The sequence below is a fragment of the Bradyrhizobium sp. CCBAU 45389 genome (assembly GCF_028128625.1).
Lineage (GTDB): Bacteria > Pseudomonadota > Alphaproteobacteria > Rhizobiales > Xanthobacteraceae > Bradyrhizobium > Bradyrhizobium liaoningense_B.
The window spans coordinates 44,205-68,753 of the sequence record NZ_LBIY01000086.1 but is presented as its reverse complement, the minus strand read 5'-3'; the positions used below and the strand labels follow the sequence as shown (position 1 = coordinate 68,753).

Here is a 24,549-nt window from a genome sequence, read left to right as displayed (position 1 = left end):
CCTAGCTACCCCCGCCATTCAGTCCGCGCGCCTTGCCGGCCGATTGCAGGAAGGCGCGGGAGATGTCGAAAAACTCAGGCACGTCGAGCAGGAAGGCGTCGTGGCCGCGATCGGTCTCGATCTCGGCAAACGACACCCGCGCGCTCGAGGCGTTCAGCGCATGCACCAGCGCGCGCGATTCCGAGGTCGGAAACAGCCAGTCGCTGGTGAAGGAGACGACGCAGAAACGGGTCTGGATGCCGGCGAACGCCTTCGCCAGCACGCCGTCATGGTCGGCGGCGATGTCGAAATAGTCCATCGCGCGCGTCAGATAGAGATAGGCGTTGGCGTCGAAGCGCTCGACGAAGGACGAACCCTGGTAGCGCAGATAGGACTCGACCTGGAAGTCGGCGTCGAACGAGAAGGTCGGCAGCTCGCGATCCTGCATGCGCCGGCCGAACTTCCGGTGCAGCGCGGCGTCGGAGAGATAGGTGATGTGCGCCGCCATCCGCGCCACCGCGAGGCCGCGATGCGGATGGATGCCGCGGTCGGCATAGCCGCCGTTGTGCCAGTCGGGATCGGCCATCACGGCCTGGCGGCCGAGCTCGTGGAACGCGATGTTCTGCGCCGAATGCCGCGTCGAGCAGGCGATCGCCAGCGCGGAGAACACGCGCTCGGGATAGGCCGCAGTCCATTGCAGCACCTGCATGCCGCCCATCGAGCCACCGACCACGGCAAACAGCGTGTCGATGCCGAGCCGGTCGATCAGCATCGCCTGCGCGCGCACCATGTCCGGAATGGTGATGACGGGGAATTCCAGCCCCCACACCTTGCCGGTGGCGGGATTGATCGAGGCGGGCCCGGTCGAGCCCATGCAGCCGCCGATCACGTTGGAGCAGATGATGAAGTACCTGTCGGGATCGAGCGGCCGGCCCGGGCCGACCAGGGTCTCCCACCAGCCGGGCTTGCCGGTGACGGGATGCACATTGGCGACGTGCTGGTCGCCGGTCAGCGCATGACAGATCAGGATCGCGTTGGAGCGATCGGCGTTGAGCTCACCATAGGTCTGGTAGGCGATCTGGAACGGGGCGAGATCGACGCCGCAATCGAGCGGCAACGGCTGCTCGGTGCCGAAATGCGCGATGAGCGAGCTCGGATGATCCACTTCGTGCGACCGATCGTCGGCACTGATCGCGGGGCTCGGAATCGACTTGACGCCAACCATCTGACCATCGACCTCGTTTGCGATCGGACTTCAGACCGCATTGACATCAGGCCATGAAAAACCCGGCCTGAACGATAGGTTCGGCCGGGATCGGAAGCGTCCCCGGCCTGTTTAGCGAGTTTTTTAACGTGGCTGCAAGCCGGCCGGCTCAAATGACCACGGAACAGGCAAAAACCTACCGGCTTGGACGGTTTTCGTCAAGTCGCGGCCCGGATGAGCCAAATTCGTCCCCTGGCGCGTCAGCCGAAAGGGCCGTCATTTCTCTTTGCTTTCGCGGCCCTGACTGCCTAATCAAGACATCGATCGCAGCGGACCGGCTCGGCTGGCCCGCATTGGAACGCCTCTCAACAGTCCTGTCAGATATGTCCCAACGTCCGCCCGCGCCACCATCATTGCAGGAATTGCGCAAGGAAATCGATGCGATCGACGAGGGCATGCATCGCCTGCTGATGCAGCGCGGCGACATCATCGACCGCCTGATCCAGGTGAAGCAGACCCAGGAGGTCGGCTCGGCGTTCCGCCCCGCGCGCGAGGCCTCCATGATGCGCGAGATCGTGCAGCGTCATCGCGGCATCCTGCCGCTCGACACCGTCGAGAGCATCTGGCGCGTCATCATCTCGACCTTCACCTATGTGCAGGCGCCGTTCTCCGTGCATGCCGACATCTCGGTGAGCGAGCCCGCGATGCGCGATTCCGTGCGCTTCCATTTCGGCTTCACGGTGCCCTACGTCGCGCATTTCAGCGCGCAGGCCGCGGTCGAGGCGGTGGCGAAATCCAAGGGCGACCTGGCGCTGGTCTCGGCAACGTCCAGCCGCACGCCGTGGTGGCTGGAATTGGAAGCACAAGGCGCGCCGAAGATCATCGCGCGCATGCCCTTCGTCGAGCGCGCCGACCATCCGGCGTCACTGCCCGTGTTCGCGATCTCACGCGTCGCCGACAGCGCCGTGGTGACGGAGGTCGAGACCTTCAGCGTGCGGGTCTCCGGGTGGAACGCCGAGGTCGCGCGGGCGCTGTCGCCGCTTGCCGACATCGTGGCGGTGCCCGATACCGCCTTCGACGGCGCGGCGCTGCTGGTCTCGGTCACGAGCGACACCAGCATCGACAAGATCAGGGCTGCCCTGATCGAAGCGGGGGCCTCGGTGCGCTCCACGGCCCTCGTCGGCAGCCACGCAACGCGCTATACGGTGGCCCCGACCGGGTCGAAATCGTAAATCGCGTACCGCCTAAAGCCTATCCGGAGTTGAAGATGTCCCGCCCCGTGCCGAACCCCGGCATTCTCGATATTGCGCCCTACACGCCCGGCAAGACCCCGGTGCCGGAGCCGGGCCGCAAGGTGTTCAAGCTCTCGGCCAACGAGACGCCGTTCGGGCCCTCGCCCAAGGCGATCGAAGCCTTCAAGAATGTGGCGGATCATCTGGAAGACTATCCGGAGGGCACCTCGCGCGTGCTGCGCGAAGCGATCGGCCGTTCGTTCGGGCTCGATCCGAACCGCATCATCTGCGGCGCGGGTTCGGACGAGATCCTCAACCTGCTCGCCCACACCTATCTCGGCCAGGGCGACGAGGCGATCTCCACCACCCACGGCTTCCTGGTCTATCCGATAGCGACCATGGCGGTCGCCGCCAAAAACGTGATCGCGGAGGAAACCAACCTCACCTGCAACGTCGACGCCATCCTGAAGGCGGTGACGCCGAAGACGAAGCTGGTCTGGCTCGCCAACCCCAACAATCCGACCGGCACCTACATCCCGTTCGACGAGGTCAAGCGGCTGCGCGCCGGCCTGCCCTCGCACGTGCTGCTGGTGCTGGATGCCGCCTATTGCGACTACGTCTCGCGCAACGATTACGAGATGGGGATCGAGCTCGTCGCCACCACCGAGAACACGGTGGTGACGCACACCTTCTCCAAGATCCACGGCCTTGCCGCGCTGCGCATCGGCTGGATGTTCGGGCCTGAGCACATCATCGACGCGGTCAACCGTATCCGCGGTCCCTTCAACGTGTCGACGCCGGCGATGTATGCCGCGGTCGCCGCGATCGAGGACACCGCGCATCAGGCGATGTCGAAGCAGTTCACCGAAACCTGGCGCAACTGGCTCACCGAGGAGATCACCAGGCTCGGCCTGAAGGTGACGCCGAGCGTTGCCAATTTCGTGCTGATCCACTTCCCGACCGACAAGGGCAGGACCTCAGACGATGCCGACGCCTTCCTCACCAAACGCGGCCTCGTGCTGCGCGCGCTGAAGAATTACGGCCTGCCGCATTCCCTGCGCATGACCATCGGCACTGAAGAGGCCAACCGCCTCGTCGTCGATGCCTTGCGCGACTTCGTGGCCGGCAAATGAGCGTGAACCCGCACTTCCAGCGCGTCGCCCTGATCGGCTTCGGCCTGATCGGCGGCTCGATCGCGCGCGCTGCGAAGCTCCAGGGCCTGGCTTCCGAGATCGTCACCACCGCGCGCTCGGAGAAGACGCGCGCGCGGGTGATCGAGCTCGGCATTGTCGACCAGGTGGTGGCGACCAATGCGGAAGCGGTGAAGGACGCCGACCTCGTCATCCTCTGCATTCCCGTCGGGGCCTACGGACCGGTGGCGCAGGAGATCGCGCCGCATCTGAAGCCCGGCGCGATCATCTCCGACGTCGGCTCGGTGAAGGGCGCCATCGTCAGGGACATGGCACCGCACCTGCCGAAGACGGTCCATTTCGTGCCGGCGCATCCGGTCGCGGGCACCGAGCATTCGGGCCCCGATTCCGGCTTCGCCGAGCTCTTCATCAACCGCTGGTGCATCCTGACGCCGCCGGAGGGCACCGACACGGAGGCCGTCGCTCACTTGCGCGCCTTCTGGGCGGCGATGGGCGCCAAGGTCGAGGTGATGACGCCGGATCACCATGATCTGGTGCTCGCGATCACCAGCCATCTGCCGCATCTGATCGCCTACACCATCGTCGGTACCGCCGACGAGCTGGCGCAGGTGACGGAGTCCGAGGTGATCAAGTTCTCCGCCGGCGGCTTCCGCGACTTCACCCGCATCGCGGCCTCCGATCCGACGATGTGGCGCGACGTATTCCTTGCCAACAAGGAAGCGGTGCTGGAGATGCTCGGCACCTTCACCGAGGATCTCGCCAAGCTGACGCGCGCGATCCGCCGCGGCGACGGCGAGGCGCTGTTCGATCACTTCACCCGCACCCGTGCCATCCGCCGCGGCATCGTCGAGATCGGCCAGGATTCGGCGGCAGCCGATTTCGGCCGCCAGCACGGGCAGCTCGAGAAGAAGCCGTAGCTCCTGTCATTCCGGGGCGCCCGAAGGGCGAGCCCGGAATCCATTGGGCCACAGCGCACGGGGTGAAATGGATTCCGGGTTCGATGCTACGCATCGCCCCGGAATGACGACACATCAATCAATATAGCGGCGGGATCTGGCCGACCTTCACCGGTCCGAGCAGCACCGCGCCGTCGACGAACTTCAGCGGGAAGCTGCGCGCCTTCTTGCCCTCGAGCGTGCTCTCGGTGCCGATCGAGTTGATGCCGGCCGCAACGCCGGCGTTGGCGTTCTGCTTGATGACCTTGCCGAGGCCGGGAACAGCGCGGTCGAGCGCACCAAAGAGATTGTTGAGGTCCTGCGACTTCACGCCGGGCGCGACGCGATCCAGCGTTGCCTGCGGCACGCCCTCTTCCAGCAGCTTCTCGATGCCGAGCGCCGGGATCACGCGCTCGAGGCCGGTCACCGTCATCTGCAGCTCGCCATCGAGTCGGCCATTGGCCGACAGGCCGAGCGTGCCGGCCGCGACCGCTATCATCTCGCCCTGCTGGATCCGCGACTGCACGATCTCGATATGGCCGCCCGCGGCCTGGATCTCGCGGAAGCGCTGCGGCCAGGGCTTTGGCGTGAGGTCGGAAAGGCCGGTGATCTTGGCGCGCGTGTCGGCCTCGAACGGCTCGGCGAGCAAGGGATGAACGCCCTGGATACTGCCTTGCGCGACGTGGAGCACGGTCTCGATCACGGGATGATCCGCCGGCGAACCGTCCGCGAGGCGGCCATGCAGTTCGACCTGTTTTGCGCGCGCGAGCGGCACCTGCACCGGGCCATCAACGCGGTTGATGCTGGGATCGTCGAACACGAGGGAGGCGCGCTCCGGCACGGCGGGCAGGCCGAACACGCTGCTGCGGCCCTTGCTCCAGTTGACCACGAAGGTGTTCTGCGTGACCCCGTCGACCAGTGTCGCCGGTGCCGAGAACTCTGCGATCACGAGCTTGGGATCATAGACCTGGGCGACGACCAGGATGTTGTCGAGCCTGGCCGTGAACGGCGTCTTGCTAGCATTCTGCGAGACCAGGGCGACGCTGGCGCCGGAACATTGGACCTCGAAGCGGAACGGGAAGCCCGCGATCGAGCGCTTGGCGCAATCATAGATGCGGCCGGACTTGGCCTCCTGCGCGCGCCAGGCATCTGCGGCGGTCTCGGCCTGCGACGCGGCATAGAACCAGAAGCAGGTCCACGCGACGGCGAGGATCAGCAGGAGAACGGGTGCGATGAAAAGGCCCCAACGGGAGCGGCGGCCTGTGGCAACGGTCATATCGGACATGCGGCGACCCTTTGGCCCCAGATTCAGGCAAATGTAAGCGGGGCTGGCCCCCGACGAAAGACTGAGAATCCGCTTCGCTTGGAGCCTTCATTCTGGTAGCCGTGCCCGAAATGTCCGAAATCACCCTCCCCTCCGTCACGAATGCCAAGGGCGACCTCTGGGTGTTCGGCTACGGCTCGCTGATGTGGCGGCCGGGCTTCGAATTCGAGGAGCGCGTCCCGGCCCGGCTGGTCGGCGAGCATCGCGCGCTCTGCGTCTATTCCTTCGTGCATCGCGGCACGCCCGAGAAGCCGGGCCTGGTGCTCGGGCTCGACCGTGGCGGCGCCTGCCGCGGCATCGCCTTCCGCGTCGCCGAAAAGCACCGTGCCGACGTGGTCGCCTATTTGCGCGAACGCGAGCAGGTGACGTCGGTCTATCGCGAGGTGATGCGCTCGGTATGGCTGGAGAACGATGCGCGCCAGCGCGTCTCGGCGCTCGCCTATGTCGTCGACCGCGGCCATGTGCAATATGCCGGACGCCTGTCGCTTGCCGACCAGCACCGCCACGTCGTCCAGGGCCATGGCCAGTCCGGCGCCAACCGCGACTATGTGACGGCAACGGTGAAAGCCATCGAGGCCGAAGGTTTTCGCGACACGCAATTGCATCAGCTCGCGACGATGCTGCATGGTGATGCGCATCCCCTGCACGCGCCTGCTCCCGAAGATCGAGAGAGCCGCTAAAGCGCGATGAGATTTGGATGAATCGTCATCGCGCTTTAGGTTGTTGTTTGCGCATGATCTTTCCGGAAAACCGCTTCGCACTTTTCCGGATCATGCTTTAGCTCTCCGAGGGAGCGTAGCTCGGCGCGCTGCCGATCAATTGCTCCTGCTCTTTGCGGCCGGCTTCGACGAGGCGAACGGTCGCGTCTTCGATCACCGTCTGCACGCGGGAAAGAAACTCATCCTTCGGCAGGCCTGATGGCAGCGGAGCGAGGAACTCGACGACGAGCGTGCCCGGATAGCGCATGAAGGTACGGCGCGGCCAGAACAGGCCGGAATTGAGCGCGATCGGCAGGCACGGCACGCCGCAGGACGAATAGATCTGAGCGAAGCCGGTCTTGTAGTCGGGCGGAGCGCCCGGCGCGCGGCGCGTGCCTTCCGGAAAGATCACGAGCTGCTTTCCGCTGCGCACCGCCTCGCGCGCCCGCCGCGTCATGTCCAGCAGCGCCTTCACGCCGGCATTGCGGTCGATCGCGATCATCCCAGTCTTGACCAGGAACTGGCCGAACACCGGAATCTGCATGAGCTGGCGCTTGAGGATGAAGATCGGGCGGTTGAAGAAGCCCGGCAGCACGAAGGTCTCCCAGAACGACTGGTGCTTCGCTGCGATCACCAGCGGCCCCTGCGGGATGTTCTCGACACCCCGGAATTCCACCTTGATGTTGCAGATCACGCGCATCAGGACCAGCGTCGCCTTCGCCCACCATTGCGCGACCGTCAGCATGGCACGCGGCGGCAACGCGAAGGTCGGCAGCGCCACGATCGCGAGGCACACCAGCACGGCATAGAACAGCACGTTGAACACGAGCGAACGCAGGAAAATCAGAAACATCGACGATCCGATTAGTTTGCCGATCAGTTTGCCAGTCAATTGGCCTGGGCGGTGGCGGGCCGCTTCGGTTGCTGGCCTGCAGGCTGCTCCGACATCTCGGGCGAAAGGTCAATCCCGAAATCCTCCAGCCGCACCCTGAGCTCGGCCGCGATGTACTTGACATATTCGGACAACAGCAGCCGCAGGGTGGACGCCGAGGTCCACCACGGCTCCTCGCGCCATTTATCGCCGACCACCACGAACGGGATCAGCGTGGTCTCCGGCATCGCATGCGAGAATTCCACCAGCGCGCGCGGCATGTGATAGTTCGAGGTGACCACGATCAGCGACTTGAAGTGCCGCCCCTCGGCCCAGCGCCGCGCCTCCGCGGCGTTGCCGCGGGTCGTCAGCGCGGTGCGATCGAGGTCGACGCAGCAGGTCATGAAGGACTGGTTCTCCGGCAAGGTCCGCGAGATGTCGTTTGCCGTCGAGGTCGGATGCACGCCGGAGATCAGCAACCGCTTGCCATAGCCTGCGGCCAGCAGCTCCATCGCATCCGACACCCGCGAGGAACCGCCGGTCAGGACGACGATGCCGTCGGCCTTGCGGTCGGGCGCAATCTCGGCGCCGCGCATCTGCGACAGGAACGCGACGAAGCCCGCCGCCGCGCCGACGAAAGCGAACGCAATCGTCGACACGATTGTCGCGCGCAGCCAGCCGCGCGGCAGTTTCGGCGATCGATCGTCGGTCGGCGAGGTCATGCGATGTCAGTGATCCCTTCCCTGAATGATTTTAGGACGTTTTGAGGCGAAGTGGAGTCCGGTTTGTCAGGCTTATCAAAGCGACGAACCACAACTCGATCCGCGGCGGTGCTGTGCTCCCTCGCCCCGCTTGCGGGGAGAGGGTTGGGGTGAGGGGGAGTCTCCGCGGGGACGGAGGCAGTCGGCGTCGCGGAGAGTCCTCCTCACCCGGAATCCGCGCTTGCAGCGCGGATTCCGGCCTCTCCGCGCAAGCGGGGAGAGGCGAAGAAACTTCAATCGATATCATTCAGCGTCGCGAACAGCGTCTGGCGCGAGGCGACCGCGGTGATGGCGCCGATCAGGACCGCCTGCACCGCGAGCACGACATAGCCGGACGGCCGCAGCGAGAAGGTGCCCAGCAAGGCCGCGAACTGGTCGCCGACCGGGGTCCCCGAGAACCAGCCGGCGATCGACTCGGAGAAGCCGAACACCAGCATGGCGGCGCCGCCGCCGATCACGCCGCCTTCGAGGCCGAGCCTGAGGAAATGCCGCAGGAAGCGGTTGGCGATGTAGCGGTCGCCGGCGCCGACGAAATGCAAGACCTCGACGATCGGGCGGTTTGCCGCCATGGCGCCGCGGGTCGCGAACGACACCGAGATGATGGTCGCGATGATGACGAGCGCGAGAATGCCGAGGCCGGCGAGCACGGTGGCGTTGGTCATCGAGCGCATGCGCTCGATCCAGGCGCGGTGATCGTCGACGCTGGCGCTTGGCGCCACCTGCGTCACGCGGGCACGCAAGGCGCCGAGATCGAGCGGCGTGCCGGGCTGCACCCGCGCGATGATCATGCGCGGCACCGGCAGGTCGTCCATCGACAGGCCGGTGCCGAGCCACGGCTCGAGCAGCTTGCCGCTCTCGTCCTTGCTGAACGGCTTGACCTCGACGATGCCAGCCTGCGCGCGCATCGCCTCGGTCACGGCCGCTGCGTCGCGGTCGAGATCGCGCCCCGCTTGCGGACGGACCTGGATGGTGATCTCGCTTGCGACCTCCGACTGCCATTCCGCGGCGGAGGCGCTGACCAGCAGCACCGTGCCCGTGGTCATCGACGCCAGGAACGTCATGATGGCGACGACGGCGACCAGCGCGCGGCCCTGGATCGAGGCGCGCGGCACGATCGGCGACATGTTGCGCGCCTTGGCCGGAAGCTGCGGACGCTCCTGTCCGAGGTCGACCAGCACGCCGCGCTCGTCGGTCCTACTCATAGACGTGCAACCGTCCCTGGTGCAGCACCAGCCGCCGCGCCTCGTACTGGTCCATCAGGCCGATGTCGTGGGTCGCGATGATGACGGCGGTGCCGGATTTGTTGAGCTCGATGAAAAGCCGCAGCAGACGGCGGCCGAGCGTCGGATCGACGCTGCCGGTCGGCTCGTCCGCGAGCAGCAGCTGCGGCCGCGAGATCACCGCGCGCGCGATCGCGGCGCGCTGCTTCTCGCCGCCCGACAGGATCGGCGGCAACGCATCCATGCGATCGCCGAGGCCGACCCAGCGCAGGAGGTCGATGACCTCCTTGCGATAGCTCGACTCGCTGCGCCCCATGACGCGGAACGGCAGCGCGACGTTCTCGTAGGTCGTCATGTGGTCGAGCAGGCGGAAATCCTGCAGAACGATGCCGATGCGCTTGCGCAAATCCGCGATCTCGTCTTTGCCGAGCTGCGAGATATCGTGGCCGAACAGATTGACGAGGCCGCGCGTCGGCCGGTGCGACAGGAACAGCAGGCGCAGCAGCGAAGTCTTGCCGGCGCCGGACGGGCCGGTGAGGAATTGGAAGGAATGCGCGGGGATCTGGAAGCTGAGGTCGCGCAGGATCTCCGGCCCCAGACCGTAACGCAATCCGACATTTTCGAACCGAACCAAGCTCAGCTCCGTTCGAGAGGGGACGATGGAAGCGACGCGGCGCGCTGCCATGCGCGATCAACGGTTTTTGCGACCGTTATGGTTTCCGGTTCGTTAACGGTCGCCTTGTAGCATCCAGGGCAACCGGCTCTCCGGGTCATCAAGACCAGTCCATGCATCAAGGCTCGTCCATGCATATCGTCTGCCCCCATTGTACGACATCCTACGCGATCAAGCCCGCGAGCCTGGGGACGAACGGACGGACGGTCCGCTGCTCCCGCTGCAAGGAGACCTGGGTCGCCTATGCCGAGGATGCCATCGAGGAGGCGTCCGTGCCGGCGATGGCCGCGGCCAGCCAGGCCGACGACCAGTCCGACCTGGCCGAGCAGTGGAACTCCTATGCCAAGGACGATAACGCCGCCGACACCCCGGTGGTCGAGAGCCCCTCGATCGCCGGCGACTGGCCGGCCGACAACGCCCGGGAGATCGAGGACGAGTGGTCAGCGGCGGCACGGGCTGCCGAGGAAGAAGCCGTCGGCGCACAGCACCAATCCTGGTTCCGCAGCCTGTTCAGCCGCCCCGGCGCGCGGGTCAAGCGTCCAGTCCCCGCTGTTGCTCCGCGAAAATCCTATTTCGGCCTGCCGACCGCCTGTGCCGCCATGGCCGCGCTGGTGCTGGCCCTGATCATGTGGCGCGGCGACGTGGTGCGCCTGCTGCCGCAGACGGCGGCGTTCTACAGGATGGTCGGGCTCGAGGTGAATTTGCGCGGACTGGCCTTCAAGGACGTCAAGCTCTCCAGCGAGACCGTCGAAGGTAAGCAGGTGCTGGTGATCGAGGGCGTGATCGTCGGCCAGGGCAAGAAGCCGCTCGACATCCCGCGGCTGCGATTTGCCGTGCGCGACGCGCAGGGCGCGGAGATCTACGCCTGGAATACTGTGCTGGAACAGACCGTGCTGCAGCCCGGCGAGCGCGCCTTCTTCCGCTCCCGCCTGGCCTCGCCGCCGCCGGAAGGCCGCAATATCGACGTTCGCTTCTTCAACCGGCGCGACATCGCCGGCGGCAGCGTATAGTCGTCGCACGGGAGGTTGGTCCCAAGGTTGGTCCCAAGGTTGGTCTCATGTCCAAAATCCTGATCGCCGACGACGAGGATTCGATGCGCACGCTGGTGGCGCGCGCCATCGCCATGGACGGCCACGAGACCGTGACCGCACAGGACGGCGCCGAGGCGCTGGAGATCCTGACCCGCGAGGGCGGCGCGTTCGATCTCCTGCTCACCGACATCCAGATGCCTGTGATGGACGGCATCGCGCTGGCGCTGTCCGCCGCGCGCGACTTCCCCGAGCTCACCATTTTGCTGATGACCGGCTTTGCCGACCAGCGCGAGCGCGCCTCGAATTTGAATGCGCTGGTGCATGACGTCGTGACCAAACCGTTCTCGGTGGCGGACATCCGCACCGCAGTGGCCGACGCGCTGGCGGCGAAGAAGGGGTAGTCGGCGATCGCCGCAGTCACGTCGGCTATGCCTCTATGACGCGACGTCGCCGCGACACATTCGGTGTCGTCCTGGCGAAGGCCAGGACCCATACCGCGTGATTTATCTGTCGGAAATGGACGTCGTACCGGGCAACCAGCCTTCGCCAAATGCCTCCCCGGGGTAATGGGTCCTGGCTTTCGCCAGGACGACATCGGGGAGGCATCGAGGCTATCGCCTCAAAAATCCTTCAGCAGCCGCTCGATGTAGTCGAGCTCGATCTGCGGGCGCGAGGGATCGCCTAAGCGGCGGCGGAGCTCTTCGAGGATGCGGCGGACGCGCTGGGCGTCGATCTCGCCGGGGATCTTGACGGTGTAATCGTCGCTGAACTCACGGCCGTGAAGGGGCCGGCCGAGCGGGTCGGTCTGATTGCCGCCGCTCTGCTGGCGGCCGGCCCGGTTGCCGGGACCATCACCCTGCCCGTCGCCATCGCCCTGCTGCATCGCCTCGGCCATCTTCTGCGCGCCCTTGCGCAGGGCATCGAGCGCCTTGCCCTGCGAGTCCACGGCACCATCCGCGTTGCCCTCGCCGAGCTTCGAGCCGGCATCGCCCATGGCGCCGTCGGCGGCATCCAGGCTGCCATCGTCATCGCCCTGGTCGCCGTCCTGATCGCCATCCTGGCCGGACTGTCCCTGCTCGCCCTGCTGACCCTGCTGACCCTGCTGACCCTTCTGACCCTGCTGCTTCTGGCCCTTTTGACCCTTCTGCGTGAGGCCGCGCTTGGCGAGCTCGTCCTGCAGCTTCTTCAGACGATCGCGCAGCGCCTGCTGGTCCTGCTGGAGGTCCGACATCGACTGGTCGCCCTGCTTGCCGCGGGAGCGGTCGCGCCGGGAATCCTGGCCCTGCTTGAACGTCTTGTCGCGCAATTGCTGCTGCTTGCGGATCATGTCGCTGAGCTCGTTCAGCGCCTGCTCCATGTCGCTGTCACCGGACTGCCCCGGCTGCGCCATCTGGAGATTTTCCATGATCTGCGCGAGCTGCTCGAGCATGCGCTGCGCGGCTTCTTTATTGCCCTCGCGCGCTGCCTTCTCGATCTGCTTCAGCAGCTCGTCGAGATCGCGCTGCGTGATGACGTTGCGATCACGGCTGGAGGATTGGCTCCGTTCCGTCGCCCGCTTGTACTCCTCGAGCTTCTGGATGGCGTCGGATTGGTTGCTCAGGCTCTTGCCGGATTCCTTCTGCCTGAGGCTGTCGCCGGAATCCTGCATCGCCTTTTCGGCGCTGTCGAGCAGCGCATCGGGATCCTGATCCAGCTGGGCAGCGGCCGGCGAGACGCCGCCCAACAGGAAGGCGAGGCAGGCGATCGAGATCGCCCTGCAGACTGGCGCGCGTGCTAGCTTCCGCATTTCCGGTCCCGCGTAAACTGGTTGGCCCCGTCGTTGCCCGCCTTCGCCCGGTTGCTTGCCGACTTCCGATAGGCCTGAAGCTGCTCCCGCAACGCGTCCTGCTGCTTCGACAGTTCTTCGAGCTGATCTGGCGTCGCCTTCTGGGTCTTCTGTTTCAACTCGACGGCCTTGTCGAGAATGAGCTGGACCTCGGCCGGGAACGGCTGACGGGGCCCGAGCGGATTCTGCTCGGCGCGGCGAGCGAGATCGCGCACCTTGCCGGCCATCGCCTCGCGAAGCTTCTGCGTCAGCACCTTGAGCTCTTCCTCGCTGGCGCCGCGTTCCAGCGCCCGCTTCAGCGCGTCCTGCGCCGAGCGCAGCGCGGCGTTGACGCTGCCGGCGACACCGTCGTCCTCGATGGTGACCGCGAACGCCCACATGCTCGCCACCACGTCGCGCAATGCATCGTCGGTGCGGGCCGCCTCGAGCTGGGCAGCGAGACTCCGGAGGCCGAGATAGCAGCCGGCATCCGGGGTGAACAATTCGGGCGCGATCATCAGCGCATCGAGCGCGGCGTAGACGTCGGAATTCCTGTTGGCGTCGAGCGCGAGGATGCGGCGCTGCTCGATCAACGCGCGCGCGAGCGAGTTGGTGAACAGGCGCTCGGGCAGGCGCATGTTGAACGGCTCGCTTTTCGCCTCGTTGCCGGCCTCGTCCTTGGCGGAGAGCGTCAGCGTGACGTCGGCACCGGCATAGGGATCCTCGCTGAGGTCCTTCACGGTCTGGCCGACGCCGTTGCGGGTGCGCGCGTTCGGCAGCACCAGCGGGAATTGCGGCGGCGGGAACAGCGGCCGCGCGGCGGCCTTGGTGTCGTCCTTGCTGCCATCCTTGCCATCGGCAGCGCGCAAACCGATTTGCGCCTCGGCGCCGGTGACGCCGTAATCGTCCTCGATCTTGTAGGAGAGCTGGAGTCCGCCGCGCGCCTGGCGCTCGGGATCCTTGGCGAGCGAGATCGTCGGCGCGCGGTCAGGCGTCGCTGCAAAGGCCCATTGCGGCTGGCCGGAAGGCGCACGGACATGCGCGGTGCCGTCGGCGGTGATGGCAAAATGCTTCTCGTTGGTGCCCTTGGGCGTGGCTTCAGTGGGGGCGACCTCCTTCAGGCCGCCGGAGATGACGACATCGAGGTTGCCGCCGGAGGAGCGCACGATCAGGGTCGAGCCGGCGGGAACGGCGAGCGGACCGCTCGCCGGCAGCGCGGCGGCTTCCTTGTTGGCGGCCGACAGGATGACGGGCGGCTTGCCGGTGTAGAGCGGCGGCGTGACCCAGGCATCGACGCGAACGTTCGTCGGCGCCAGCACGCCATTCCAGTCGAAGGCGGCCCCGACGCGCATCGCGCGCTCGTCGCCGGCAGCGAAGAAGGTCGCAACCAGCATCACCATGACCAGCGCCCGCAGCGCCCAGGGATCATGGAGCGCGAGCCGCGGTCGCGGCAGACCGGCACGGATGCGCTTCAGCGAGGCCAGCGTGCGCTCGCGCTGCGCCTGCCACAGCGCCTTCGCGATCGGGTCCTGCGAGGTCAGCGTGTCCGTGAGTGTGGTGGCCGGGCGGTGACGGATGCCGGAGCCGCGGTCGAGCCGGCCCAGCGCTTCCTCGCGGCTCGGCCAGCGGAACCGAAGCAGGGGGAACAGCGCGGCGATCGCAATGCCGGCGAAGATGACGAGACCGACGGCACGGGCCAGGAACGGCAGCGCCAGCCAGAGACCGGCCCAGGACACCACCAGGAACAGGCCGATGACAGTCAGCAGCCGCGCGAGATTTGGCCAGGCACGCTCCCACGCGATGGCATAGATGGCCCTGTCGAGGGCCTGCGCCAGCTTCAGCCGCGACAGAGCGTCGCCGTCGCGGATAGGGTCTGACGGGTCGGGGGTGACGCCGTTCAATCAGCTCTCCAAGTTGCCCGGTAGAGTGAAGCGTACCACAACGGCAGCACTGAGGCATCCGTTCTGGTACGGGAGACACCCCTTTTCCCGCATAACACGAGGACGTGACTGGCCCGCCGCAACCCCGTAATTTCCGCGCCGCCACCTGAGGACAACGAAGGAAACGCCATGGACAAGAAGATGCACGACAAGGGCCTCGAGGTCCGCAAAGCGGTACTCGGAGAAGCCTATGTCAACAACGCCCTGAAGAACGTCGACGATTTCAACCGTCCGTTCCAGGAGATGCTCAACGAATATTGCTGGGGCACGGTGTGGGGCCGCGAGGAGCTGCCGCGCAAGACCCGCAGCATGCTCAACATCGCGATGATCGCGATCCTCAACCGCCAGCACGAGTTTCGCGCGCATCTGAAGGGCGCGCTCACCAACGGCGTCACCCGCGACGAGATCCGCGAGATCCTGATGCAGGTCGCCATCTACGGCGGCATGCCCGCCGCCGTCGACAGTTTTCGCATCGCGCGCGAGGTGTTCGCGGAGATCGACGGCAAGGCGTGAGGGTTCTGTGGTGAGGGGCGCCGTCCCTCACCACCGTCGTCCTGGCGAAAGCCAGGACCCATAACCACCGTCGGATGTGATGCGAAGGCTGGTGGTTACGACCGCCCTTGACGACTCCTCCCTGGGGTAATGGGTCCTGGCTTTCGCCAGGACGACACCGGGGATGGACGCGCGCAGACCGACAAACAACGAAAACGAAAAAGGGAAACACCATGGACATCGGATTCATCGGGCTCGGAAACATGGGTTTCCCGATGGCGCGGCGGCTGATCGAGGCGGGACACAGGCTCGTCGTGTTCGACACGCGCAAGGAGGTCGTCGGGAAGCTGGTGGCGCGCGGCGCCACCGCTGCGTCGTCGCCGAAGGACGTCGCCGACCAGGTCGAGACCGTGATGGCGAGCCTGCCCTCGCTGCAGGCTTCGCTCGAGGTTGCCACGGGCGCGAACGGCGTCATCGAGGGCAAGCGTGCAAAGCGCTTCATCGATCTCTCCACCGTCGGCTCGGCGATGGCATCGAAGATTCACGGCCTCCTGGCCAAGCGCAACATCGTGCAGATCGACTGCCCCGTCTCGGGCGGTGTCGGCGGCGCCGAAAAGGGCACGCTGGCAGTGATGGTGTCGGGGCCGAAGGCGGAGTTCGAGCTGCTCAAGCCGGCGCTCGACGTGATCGGAAAAGTGTTCTTCATCGGCGAGAAGCCGGGGGCGGCGCAGACCATGAAGCTCGCCAACAATTTCCTGTCGGCCACCGCCATCGTGGCGACCTCGGAAGCCGTCGTGATGGGCGTGAAGGCCGGGCTCGATCCCGCCGTGATGATCGACGTCATCAATGCCGGCTCCGGCATGAACACCGCAAGCCGCGACAAGTTTCCGCGCTCGGTCCTGCCGCGCACCTTCGATTTCGGCTTCGCCACGGGATTGATGGTGAAGGACGTGCGGCTGGCGCTGGAGGAGATGAAGCAGCTCGGCCTGTCGATGGAGGTCGCCGACGCAGTCGGGCGGCTATGGGAGACCGTGATCAGCGCGGAAGGCGCGGAGTCGGATTTCACCGCGGCGATCAAGCCGATCGAGAAGAAGGCGGGGGTGGTGGTTGGCGGGAAAGGCGGATTGGCGGGGAAGTAGTGCCCCAAACTCTCCTCGTCGTCCCGGCGAAGGCCGGGACCCATAACCACAGGCAGACGTGATTACGAAGGCTCGGAGTTACCAGCTTAAGCCGCAACCAATCCCTGGGGTTATGGGTCCCGGCCTTCGCCGGGACGACACCGAAGTTGTTAAACCGCCTTACCGCCCCTCACCGCCTCACAGCCACGGCGCGGGCTTGTCCATCGCGATCAGCTGCTCGACCTCGATGCGCGGGCGCACGACGGCGTACTGATCGCCCTTCACCAGCACCTCGGGCACCAGCGGGCGCGTGTTGTAGGTGCCGGCCTGCACGGCGCCATAGGCGCCGGCGGTCATGATGGCGAGGAGATCGCCCGCCTTCGGCGTCGGCAGCGTGCGGTCGAGCGCGAGATAATCGCCGGTCTCGCAGACCGGGCCGACGACGTCGGCCGTAATCGTGGCGGCATCCTTCGCCGGCTGCGTCACCGGCAGGATGTCGTGATGGGCTTCATACAGCGTCGGGCGGATCAGATCGTTCATCGCGGCGTCGATGATGACGAAGTTCTTGCCGTCGCCGTGCTTCACATAGATCACCTTGGCGACGAGGATGCCGGCATTGCCGACGATCATGCGGCCCGGCTCGAACATCAGCGTGCAGCCGAGATTGTGGCTGACGCGCTTGACCATGGCGGCATAGGCGGCGGGCGCCGGCGGCGCCTCGCGGTCCATGTAATAGGGAATGCCGAGGCCGCCGCCGAAATCGACGTGGCTGATGTCGTGGCCGTCGCTACGCAGCGTCTGCACGAATTCGGAGAGGATGCGGAACGCGGTCTCCATACTGGAGAGATCGGTGATCTGGCTGCCGATATGCACGTCGGTGCCGGTCACTTCGATACCAGGCAGCTTCGCAGCGCGGGCATAGACCTCGCGGGCATGCACGATCGGGATGCCGAACTTGTTCTCGGACTTGCCGGTGGAGATTTTTGCATGCGTGCCGGCATCGACGTCGGGATTGACGCGCAACGAGATCCGCGCGGTCTTGCTCGTCTCGGTCGCAAGGCGCGACAGCAGCTCGAGTTCCGGCTCGGATTCGACGTTGAGACAGAGGATGTCGGCGGCGAGTGCCGCCCGCAGCTCGTCTTCCGTCTTGCCAACGCCGGAAAAGACGATCTTGCTGGCGGGAATGCCGGCGGCCAGCGCGCGCTTCAGCTCGCCGCCCGAGACCACGTCGGCGCCTGCCCCGAGCTTCGCCAGCGTGCGCAGCACCGACTGGTTGGAGTTGGCCTTCATGGCGTAGCAGACCAGCACCTTCTCGCCGGCAAAAGCCTCGGTGAAGACGCGGTAATGCCGCTCCAGCGTCGCGGTCGAATAGCAATAGAACGGCGTGCCGACCGTTGCGGCCAGCTCGGACAGGTTCACCGCCTCGGCGTGCAGCACGCCGTTGCGATACTCGAAATGGTTCATGGCGTTGGCTCAGTTACTCCAGCCTACCGGCCGGGCTTGTCGTCCAGGAGCGGGTCGAGAATAAACGATTTCTTCTTGCCCTTGGGAGCCGCCGGCGCAGCGTCCGCACCATAGGTGGGGTTGAACACGCTCGGCGTCTTCTGGGCTTCGGTCTCGGTGTCGGTGGGCGCGGCGACGTTGGCCGTGGACGCGCTGGAGGCGGTCGGCGGCAGGTCGAGCGGCCCTTTGCGGCCGCAGCCGGCAAGCGCGAGCGCCGTCAGGCTCAAGACAATGATGGCCCACCCCGAGCCGGCCGGGCGAAACTTTGACGTCACGACGAAATCCCCACTACGCGGGCCGCACCATACAGAGATTGGCGCGCTCTGGCGAGAGCCGGATGACCATGAAACATAAGCGAAATTTTGCCCTCAGCCCTATTTCCGCTCTTTTTCCAGCCGCTTCGCCCAGCTCTTTGCCTGCGACGCCACGTTCTTCGGCGCGGTGCCGCCGAAGCTGGTCCGGCTCCTCACCGACGATTCGACCGAGAGCACGCCGAGCACGTCCTTGGTGATCTTCGGCTCGATCGCCTGCATCTCCTTCAGCGGCAGTTCGTGCAGCGCCACGCCGCCCTCGGCGGCCTTGGCCACGATCCGCCCGGTGACGTGATGGGCCTCGCGGAACGGCATCTTCAGCGTCCGCACCAGCCAGTCGGCCAGATCGGTCGCCGTGGCATAGCCCTCGCCGGCGGCCGCCTTCATCTTGGCTTCGTCGGGGACGAGGTCGCGGACCATGCCGGTCATGGCGCGGATCGCCAGCGACAGCGCGGCAAAGCCCTCCATGGCGCCCTGCTTGTCCTCCTGCATGTCCTTTTGATAGGCGAGCGGCAGGCCCTTCATGACGATCAGGAGGCCGTTGAGCGCACCGATGACGCGGCCGGTCTTGGCACGCACGAGCTCGGCGGCATCCGGGTTGCGCTTCTGCGGCATGATCGACGAGCCCGTGGTGAACTTGTCGCTGAGGCGGATCATGCCGACCAGCGGCGAGGTCCAGATCACGATCTCCTCGGCAAAGCGCGACATGTGCACGGCACAGATCGAGGCCGCCGACAACGTCTCCAGCACGAAGTCGCGGTCGGAGACCGCATCGAGCGAGTTCGCCATCGGGCGGTCGAAGCCAAGCGCCTTCGCAGTGGCGTGGCGGTCGATCGGGAATGAGGTGCCGGCGAGCGCGGCGGCGCCGAGCGGCGACTCGTTGAGCCGCTTGCGCGCGTCCTGGAAGCGGCCGCGGTCGCGCGCAGCCATCTCGACATAGGCGAGCAGATGATGGCCGAAGGTCACGGGCTGCGCGGTCTGCAGATGCGTGAAGCCGGGCATCACGGTGCCGGCATGCTCCAGCGCACGCTCGACCAGTGCCTGCTGGAAGGCGGCGAGCGCCGCATCGGTCTCGTCGAGAACGTCGCGGACATAGAGACGGAAGTCGGTCGCGACCTGGTCGTTGCGCGAGCGCGCGGTGTGCAGGCGGCCGGCGGCGGGGCCGATCAGCTCCGACAGGCGGCTCTCGACATTCATATGGATGTCCTCGAGCGCGCGCTTGAATTCGAAGCCGCCCTTGCCGATCTCTGACAAAATCGTGTCTAGACCCTTGCCGATATTTTTCGCATCAGAGGCCGTGATGATGCCCTTCGCGGCGAGCATCGCGGCGTGGGCCTTGGACGCGGCAATGTCCTGGGCAAAGAGGTGACGATCGACGTCGATGGAGACGTTGATCTCTTCCATGATCTCATCGGGACGCTCCGAGAACCGGCCGCCCCACATCTTGTTGCTCATGATCCCCTGCTCACGCCTTGCCTGTCGCTAGCCACGTTTGCTGGCCGCAGCCAGCCGTATTAAGAGGCCCCTGATAGCCATATCTGCGACCGGATGACAAACGATATGCTCGACAAGAAGCCCTCCGCCACGCGCCGGATCCCCCTCGTCATCGCCACGGTGGCGATCGGCGGGCTGGCCGGCTTCGCCGCGCTGTACGGGCTGGGCCTGAGCCGGGCGCCTTCGGGCGATCCGACCTGCAAGCCGGCGGTGGCGACGGCGCAAAAAATCGCTCCGCTCGCCCATGGCGAGGTGGCGGCGCTGACCATGGCGACCGCGCCGTTGAAGCTGCCTGACCTGGCCTTCGAGGACGCCGACGGCAAGCCGAAGAAGCTGTCCGATTTCCGCGGCAAGACGCTGCTGGTGAACCTCTGGGCGACCTGGTGCGTGCCCTGCCGGAAGGAGATGCCGGCGCTGGACGAGCTCCAGGGCAAGCTGGCGGGCCCGAATTTCGAGGTGGTGGCGATCAACATCGACACCCGCGACCCCGAAAAGCCCAGGACCTTCCTGAAAGAGGCCAATCTGACCCGGCTCGGTTACTTCACTGATCAGAAAGCCAAGGTTTTTCAGGATCTTAAGGCCATAGGCCGGGCGCTGGGCATGCCCACCTCGGTGCTGGTCGACCCGCAAGGCTGCGAGATCGCGACGATCGCGGGGCCGGCGGAGTGGGCGAGCGAGGACGCGCTCAAGCTGCTGCGGGCGGCGACGGGTAAAGCGGCCGCCTCGCTTTAAGCCGTGACGTTGAGATTGCCGCCGACGCCGGGGCCGACATTGGCGAGCGAGGGCTGGCCGGCGCCGAGCAGCGTCAGGACTGTGGATTTCTCCATGTCCAAGTTCTGATTGGTCAGCGTCGCCGCAATATTCGACTGCAGCGCGCCTTGCTGAGCGGCCAGCATGGTGCTGACCATCGCCATCATATCCATTACGCGAACCCTCGTACCGGCTGTAACCTAGAGGCGAGCGGTTAATGGGACATGAATTGTCACAGAGTGGATGCTAGCCGAGACCAATGGCGCCGTAGGGTGGGCAAAGGCGCACTTGCGCCGTGCCCACCATCTCACCATTGCAGCAAAAAATGCGTGGGCACGCTTCGCTTTGCCCACCCTACGGCACCGGGAAATGGATCAGCGGGTCGGAACCGGCTTGGCGCCGCGGTAGTCGTAGAAGCCGCGCTGGGTCTTGCGACCGAGCCAGCCGGCCTCGACGTATTTCACCAGCAGCGGGCACGGGCGATACTTGGAGTCGGCGAGGCCCTCGTGCAGCACCTGCATGATCGACAGGCAGGTATCGAGACCGATGAAGTCGGCAAGCTCCAGCGGACCCATCGGATGATGGGCGCCAAGCTTCATCGCCGCGTCGATCGCCTCGACGTTGCCGACGCCTTCGTACAGCGTGTAGATCGCCTCGTTGATCATCGGCAGCAGGATGCGGTTGACGATGAAAGCCGGGAAATCCTCGGAGACCGCGACCTGCTTGCCGAGCCTGGCGACGAATTCCTTGGCCGCCTCGAAGGTCGCATCATCCGTGGCGATGCCGCGGATCAGCTCGACCAGCTCCATCAGCGGCACCGGATTCATGAAGTGGATGCCGATGAAGCGCTCGGGCCGGTCGGTGGCGGCGGCAAGGCGCGTGATCGAGATCGAGGATGTGTCGGAGGCGACGATCGCCTCGGGCTTCAAGATAGCGCAGAGCTCGTGGAAGATCTTGCGCTTGACCTCTTCCTTCTCGACGGCGGTCTCGATCACGAGATCGCAGTCGGCGAGGTCGTCGAGCTTCTCGGCGGCCACGATGCGCGACAGCGCCTTGGTCTTGGCCTCCTCGGTGACAACCTTCTTGGAGACCTGGCGGGCCAGATTGCCGTTGATGGTGGCCATGCCCGACTTGAGGCGGTCGGCCGAAACGTCGTTGAGCACCACGTCGAAGCCGGCGAGCGCTGCAACATGCGCGATGCCATTGCCCATCTGACCCGCGCCGATCACGCCGACCTTCTTGATCACTGCCGCCATAATGTCATCCACCGGAACGGCGCGCATAGCGCGCCCTGCCTATCCCCTGAGCCGGGAGGTCTGATTGACCAGAAGCCTGATTTAATCAGAACCTTGGCTCGAAACCTAGATTGGATCGCTTCGAAGGCGTGCCCCACGCCAAAGAAAACGCCTCAAAAATGAAACACCGGCCGGAGTTTATACCTCCGGCCGGTGTTTTGAACGCGTTTTACTTGCCGAGCTTGCCGAGTTCGGCCGTCAGCTCCGGAACCGCCTGGTAGAGGTCGGCGACCAGGCCATAATCGGCAACCTGGAAGATCGGCGCGTCCTCGTCCTTGTTGATCGCGACGATCACCTTGGAGTCCTTCATGCCGGCCAGATGCTGGATCGCGCCGGAAATGCCCACGGCGACATAGAGCTCGGGGGCCACGACCTTGCCGGTCTGGCCGACCTGCCAGTCGTTCGGGGCGTAGCCGGCGTCCACCGCCGCACGCGAGGCACCGACGCCGGCACCCAGCTTGTCAGCCAGCGGCTCGATGTACTTGGCAAAGTTCTCGCGGCTCTGCATGGCGCGGCCGCCGGAGACGATGATCTTCGCCGAGGTCAGCTCGGGACGGTCGCTCTTGGCGACCTCCTCACCGACGAAGGACGACAGGCCGGGATCGGCCGCCGCCGCCACGGTCTCGACCGGCGCGCTGCCGCCTTCGCCTGCCGCGGCGAAGGTGGAGGTACGGACCGTGATGACCTTCTTGGCGTCCTTCGACTTCACCGTCTGGATGGCGTTGCCGGCATAGATCGGACGCTCATAGGTATCGGGGGCGACCACCTTGATGATCTCCGAGACCTGCATGACGTCGAGCAGCGCGGCGACGCGCGGCATCACGTTCTTGAAGCGCGAGGTCGCGGGCGCGACGATCGCATCATAGCCGGAAGCCAGCGAGACGATCAGCGCGGCCAGCGGCTCGGCGAGATCGTGCGCGTAGAGGTCGCCGTCGGCGAGCAGCACCTTCTTCACGCCGGCAAGCTTGGCAGCGGCATCCGCCGCAGCCTTGGCGTTCTGGCCGGCCACCAGCACCTCGACGTCCGCACCGAGCGCGGCAGCCGCGGTCAGGGTCTTGTTGGTCGCATCCTTGAGCGACGCATTGTCGTGTTCGGCAATCAGAAGCGTCGTCATCAGAGCACCCCGGCTTCGTTCTTGAGTTTCGACACCAGCTCGGCGACGTCCTTGACCTTGACGCCCGCCTTGCGGCCCGCCGGTTCAGTGGTCTTGAGAACCTCGAGGCGCGCGGCGACGTCGACGCCGTAATCGGCGACGGTCTTCTCCGCGATCGGCTTCTTCTTCGCCTTCATGATGTTCGGCAGCGAGGCGTAACGCGGCTCGTTGAGACGGAGGTCGGTGGTGACGATCGCCGGTCCCTTCAGCTTGACGGTCTGCAGGCCGCCGTCGACTTCGCGCGTGACCTTGAAGTCAGAGCCTTCGACCTCGAGCTTGGAGGCGAAGGTCGCCTGCGACCAGCCGAGCAGCGCGGCCAGCATCTGGCCCGTCTGGTTCGAGTCGTCGTCGATCGCCTGCTTGCCGAGAATGATGAGGCCGGGCTGCTCTTCTTCCGCGACCTTCTTCAGGATCTTGGCGACGGCGAGCGGCTCGACATTGCCTTCGGCCTTCACCAGGATGCCGCGATCGGCGCCCATGGCAAGACCGGTGCGGATCGTCTCCGACGCCTGCGCAGGTCCAATGGAGACCACCACGACCTCGGTCGCCTTGCCGGCTTCCTTCAGGCGCAGCGCTTCCTCGACCGCGATTTCGTCGAACGGGTTCATCGACATCTTGACGTTGGCGAGTTCAACGCCCGATCCATCGCCCTTGACGCGGACCTTGACGTTGTAATCGACCACCCGCTTTACCGGCACTAAGACCTTCATCGATCCTCTTTCACTCAATTTGGGAGGGGGGTTATCAACTGGCGCGGAACCTAAAGGCCTGATCCGGCCCGGTCAACGCGCGAAGAGGCCAATTTTTAGACCTTAGAAATGCGCCGTCCAAATGGGTCAGCGGTTCTGGCCCGGAACCCAGAGCACGTCTCCGGCTCCGTTATGGTTAGCGGCACGGCTCGCCACGAACAGGAAGTCCGACAGGCGGTTCATATACTGGATGCCAGCCGCGCTGACCGGCTCGCCCGGCCGGGCCGTCAGTTCCACGATCACGCGTTCCGCCCTGCGGCATATCGTGCGGGCGACATGGAGGTAGGCCGCAGCCGGCGTGCCGCCGGGGAGCACGAAGGAGGTCAGCGGCGCGAGCTTGTCGTTGAGCGCGTCGATGTCGCGCTCGAGCCGCTCCACCTGGCTCGCGACCACCCGCAGCCGCTCGGCCTTGCCTTCACGTTCGGGCACCGCGAGATCGGCGCCGAGGTCGAACAGGTCATTCTGGATACGGCCGAGCATCGCGTCGAACTCGGGCATGTCATGGGTATGGAGCCTGACAACGCCGATTGCGGCATTGGTCTCGTCGACCGTGCCATAGGCCTCGATGCGCAGATCGTATTTCGGACGGCGCTCGCCCGAGCCCAGCGCCGTCGTGCCGTCGTCACCGGTCTTGGTATAGATGCGATTCAATACCACCATGTTCAGCGTCCCATCGCCCAGACTGCCGCCATGGCGATGACGATCGCCACGAACTGAAGCAGCACCCGCCAGCGCATCAGCTTCTGCGAGGTATCTGGCGAGCCGCCGCGCATCATGTTGACGAGGCCGAGCAGCAGCACCAACGCCACGGCGCCGACCGCGATCGGCAGGATGAAAGTACTCAGGATAGATGCCATCTGA

General features: G+C 65.7%; 26 protein-coding genes and 1 riboswitch. Of the genes, 9 read left to right on the top strand and 17 right to left on the bottom strand.

Annotation, left to right across the window (positions count from 1 at the left end; translation table 11 throughout):
* Position 1 precedes the first annotated feature (1 nt).
* Entirely contained in the window at positions 2-1,204 is a 1,203-nt protein-coding gene (gene metX, locus XH79_RS16335) for a homoserine O-acetyltransferase MetX (RefSeq protein WP_271582279.1), read from the bottom strand.
* Between the two features lie 90 nt (positions 1,205-1,294).
* Positions 1,295-1,374, bottom strand: a riboswitch (SAM riboswitch).
* Positions 1,375-1,566: 192 nt separating this feature from the next.
* Here metX and XH79_RS16330 point away from each other — a divergent pair.
* From XH79_RS16330 to XH79_RS16320, 3 genes are read left to right on the top strand one after another with little or no spacing between them, the layout of a single operon-like run.
* Entirely contained in the window at positions 1,567-2,415 is an 849-nt protein-coding gene (locus XH79_RS16330) for a chorismate mutase (RefSeq protein WP_212341062.1), read from the top strand.
* Between the two features lie 35 nt (positions 2,416-2,450).
* A complete protein-coding gene (locus XH79_RS16325; protein WP_271582278.1) occupies positions 2,451-3,548 on the top strand; it encodes a pyridoxal phosphate-dependent aminotransferase in 1,098 nt (365 codons plus the stop codon).
* Positions 3,545-4,483 (top strand): prephenate/arogenate dehydrogenase family protein, encoded by a 939-nt coding sequence (locus XH79_RS16320; protein ID WP_271582277.1) that lies wholly within the window; start codon positions 3,545-3,547, stop codon positions 4,481-4,483. The genes XH79_RS16325 and XH79_RS16320 overlap by 4 nt, the downstream gene beginning before the upstream one ends.
* A 118-nt stretch (positions 4,484-4,601) precedes the next feature.
* Here XH79_RS16320 and XH79_RS16315 read toward each other — a convergent pair whose 3' ends face one another.
* Complete coding sequence (locus tag XH79_RS16315) at positions 4,602-5,786, bottom strand: DUF2125 domain-containing protein (RefSeq protein WP_271582276.1); 1,185 nt, start codon at positions 5,784-5,786, stop codon at positions 4,602-4,604.
* A 110-nt stretch (positions 5,787-5,896) separates the two neighbouring features.
* On the opposite strand from XH79_RS16315, the gene XH79_RS16310 reads away from it, so the two are divergent.
* Positions 5,897-6,505, top strand: a complete 609-nt coding sequence (locus XH79_RS16310) for a gamma-glutamylcyclotransferase (protein WP_271582275.1) — start codon at positions 5,897-5,899, stop codon at positions 6,503-6,505.
* A 97-nt stretch (positions 6,506-6,602) separates the two neighbouring features.
* Here the strand turns inward: XH79_RS16310 and XH79_RS16305 are convergent, their stop codons facing one another.
* The 4 genes from XH79_RS16305 to ftsE form a co-directional block, all read right to left on the bottom strand.
* Positions 6,603-7,376 carry a lysophospholipid acyltransferase family protein gene (locus XH79_RS16305; RefSeq protein WP_212341068.1) on the bottom strand — a complete coding sequence of 258 codons (774 nt, stop codon included), beginning with the start codon at positions 7,374-7,376 and terminating at the stop codon, positions 6,603-6,605.
* Between the two features lie 35 nt (positions 7,377-7,411).
* On the bottom strand, positions 7,412-8,116 hold the full coding sequence (locus tag XH79_RS16300) for a YdcF family protein (RefSeq protein ID WP_212341070.1): 705 nt from the start codon (positions 8,114-8,116) through the stop codon (positions 7,412-7,414).
* A gap of 272 nt (positions 8,117-8,388) precedes the next feature.
* Positions 8,389-9,357, bottom strand: coding sequence for a cell division protein FtsX (locus XH79_RS16295; protein WP_211411780.1), 969 nt, complete (start codon positions 9,355-9,357; stop codon positions 8,389-8,391).
* Complete coding sequence (gene ftsE / locus XH79_RS16290) at positions 9,350-10,009, bottom strand: cell division ATP-binding protein FtsE (RefSeq protein WP_018646542.1); 660 nt, start codon at positions 10,007-10,009, stop codon at positions 9,350-9,352. The genes XH79_RS16295 and ftsE overlap by 8 nt, the downstream gene beginning before the upstream one ends.
* Before the next feature lie 170 nt (positions 10,010-10,179).
* Here ftsE and XH79_RS16285 point away from each other — a divergent pair, with 170 nt between their 5' ends.
* Both XH79_RS16285 and XH79_RS16280 read left to right on the top strand, forming a co-directional pair.
* Positions 10,180-11,058, top strand: a complete 879-nt coding sequence (locus tag XH79_RS16285; protein WP_271582274.1) for an MJ0042-type zinc finger domain-containing protein — start codon at positions 10,180-10,182, stop codon at positions 11,056-11,058.
* A 47-nt stretch (positions 11,059-11,105) separates the two neighbouring features.
* A complete protein-coding gene (locus tag XH79_RS16280; protein WP_271582273.1) occupies positions 11,106-11,480 on the top strand; it encodes a response regulator in 375 nt (124 codons plus the stop codon).
* 218 nt (positions 11,481-11,698) lie between these two features.
* Here the strand turns inward: XH79_RS16280 and XH79_RS16275 are convergent, their stop codons facing one another.
* Together XH79_RS16275 and XH79_RS16270 are read right to left on the bottom strand one after the other, a co-directional pair.
* Entirely contained in the window at positions 11,699-12,865 is a 1,167-nt protein-coding gene (locus tag XH79_RS16275) for a DUF4175 family protein (protein ID WP_271582272.1), read from the bottom strand.
* Complete coding sequence (locus XH79_RS16270) at positions 12,853-14,784, bottom strand: TIGR02302 family protein (protein ID WP_271582271.1); 1,932 nt, start codon at positions 14,782-14,784, stop codon at positions 12,853-12,855. The genes XH79_RS16275 and XH79_RS16270 overlap by 13 nt, the downstream gene beginning before the upstream one ends.
* Positions 14,785-14,952: 168 nt before the next feature.
* Between XH79_RS16270 and XH79_RS16265 the strand changes: the two genes are divergently transcribed.
* Both XH79_RS16265 and XH79_RS16260 read left to right on the top strand, forming a co-directional pair.
* A complete protein-coding gene (locus tag XH79_RS16265) occupies positions 14,953-15,336 on the top strand; it encodes a carboxymuconolactone decarboxylase family protein (protein WP_008567285.1) in 384 nt (127 codons plus the stop codon).
* 212 nt (positions 15,337-15,548) lie between these two features.
* On the top strand, positions 15,549-16,454 hold the full coding sequence (locus XH79_RS16260) for an NAD(P)-dependent oxidoreductase (RefSeq protein WP_271582270.1): 906 nt from the start codon (positions 15,549-15,551) through the stop codon (positions 16,452-16,454).
* 177 nt (positions 16,455-16,631) lie between these two features.
* On the opposite strand, the gene lysA is transcribed toward XH79_RS16260, so the two are convergent.
* The 3 genes from lysA to argH all read right to left on the bottom strand — a co-directional run bounded on the left by lysA (position 16,632) and on the right by argH (position 19,702).
* Positions 16,632-17,897, bottom strand: coding sequence for a diaminopimelate decarboxylase (gene lysA, locus XH79_RS16255; protein ID WP_271582269.1), 1,266 nt, complete (start codon positions 17,895-17,897; stop codon positions 16,632-16,634).
* 23 nt (positions 17,898-17,920) lie between these two features.
* Positions 17,921-18,211, bottom strand: coding sequence for an LPS translocon maturation chaperone LptM (gene lptM / locus XH79_RS16250; protein WP_212341078.1), 291 nt, complete (start codon positions 18,209-18,211; stop codon positions 17,921-17,923).
* A gap of 99 nt (positions 18,212-18,310) precedes the next feature.
* Positions 18,311-19,702, bottom strand: a complete 1,392-nt coding sequence (gene argH, locus XH79_RS16245) for an argininosuccinate lyase (RefSeq protein WP_271582268.1) — start codon at positions 19,700-19,702, stop codon at positions 18,311-18,313.
* 105 nt (positions 19,703-19,807) lie between these two features.
* On the opposite strand from argH, the gene tlpA reads away from it, so the two are divergent.
* The gene (gene tlpA / locus XH79_RS16240) at positions 19,808-20,473 is read left to right on the top strand and encodes a thiol:disulfide interchange protein TlpA (protein ID WP_212341083.1); all 666 of its coding nucleotides are present in this window, start codon (positions 19,808-19,810) and stop codon (positions 20,471-20,473) included.
* Here the strand turns inward: tlpA and XH79_RS16235 are convergent.
* The 6 genes from XH79_RS16235 to XH79_RS16210 form a co-directional block, all read right to left on the bottom strand.
* Positions 20,470-20,664, bottom strand: a complete 195-nt coding sequence (locus XH79_RS16235; RefSeq protein ID WP_271582267.1) for a hypothetical protein — start codon at positions 20,662-20,664, stop codon at positions 20,470-20,472. The two genes, tlpA and XH79_RS16235, sit on opposite strands and share 4 nt — an antisense overlap.
* Before the next feature lie 201 nt (positions 20,665-20,865).
* Entirely contained in the window at positions 20,866-21,747 is an 882-nt protein-coding gene (locus XH79_RS16230; protein WP_212341085.1) for a 3-hydroxybutyryl-CoA dehydrogenase, read from the bottom strand.
* 208 nt (positions 21,748-21,955) lie between these two features.
* Positions 21,956-22,900, bottom strand: coding sequence for an electron transfer flavoprotein subunit alpha/FixB family protein (locus tag XH79_RS16225; RefSeq protein ID WP_271582266.1), 945 nt, complete (start codon positions 22,898-22,900; stop codon positions 21,956-21,958).
* Positions 22,900-23,649 (bottom strand): electron transfer flavoprotein subunit beta/FixA family protein, encoded by a 750-nt coding sequence (locus XH79_RS16220; protein WP_212341089.1) that lies wholly within the window; start codon positions 23,647-23,649, stop codon positions 22,900-22,902. The genes XH79_RS16225 and XH79_RS16220 overlap by 1 nt, the downstream gene beginning before the upstream one ends.
* 126 nt (positions 23,650-23,775) lie before the next feature.
* A complete protein-coding gene (locus tag XH79_RS16215) occupies positions 23,776-24,348 on the bottom strand; it encodes a cob(I)yrinic acid a,c-diamide adenosyltransferase (RefSeq protein ID WP_271582265.1) in 573 nt (190 codons plus the stop codon).
* A 2-nt stretch (positions 24,349-24,350) separates the two neighbouring features.
* Complete coding sequence (locus XH79_RS16210) at positions 24,351-24,545, bottom strand: twin transmembrane helix small protein (RefSeq protein WP_183246976.1); 195 nt, start codon at positions 24,543-24,545, stop codon at positions 24,351-24,353.
* Positions 24,546-24,549 lie beyond the last annotated feature (4 nt).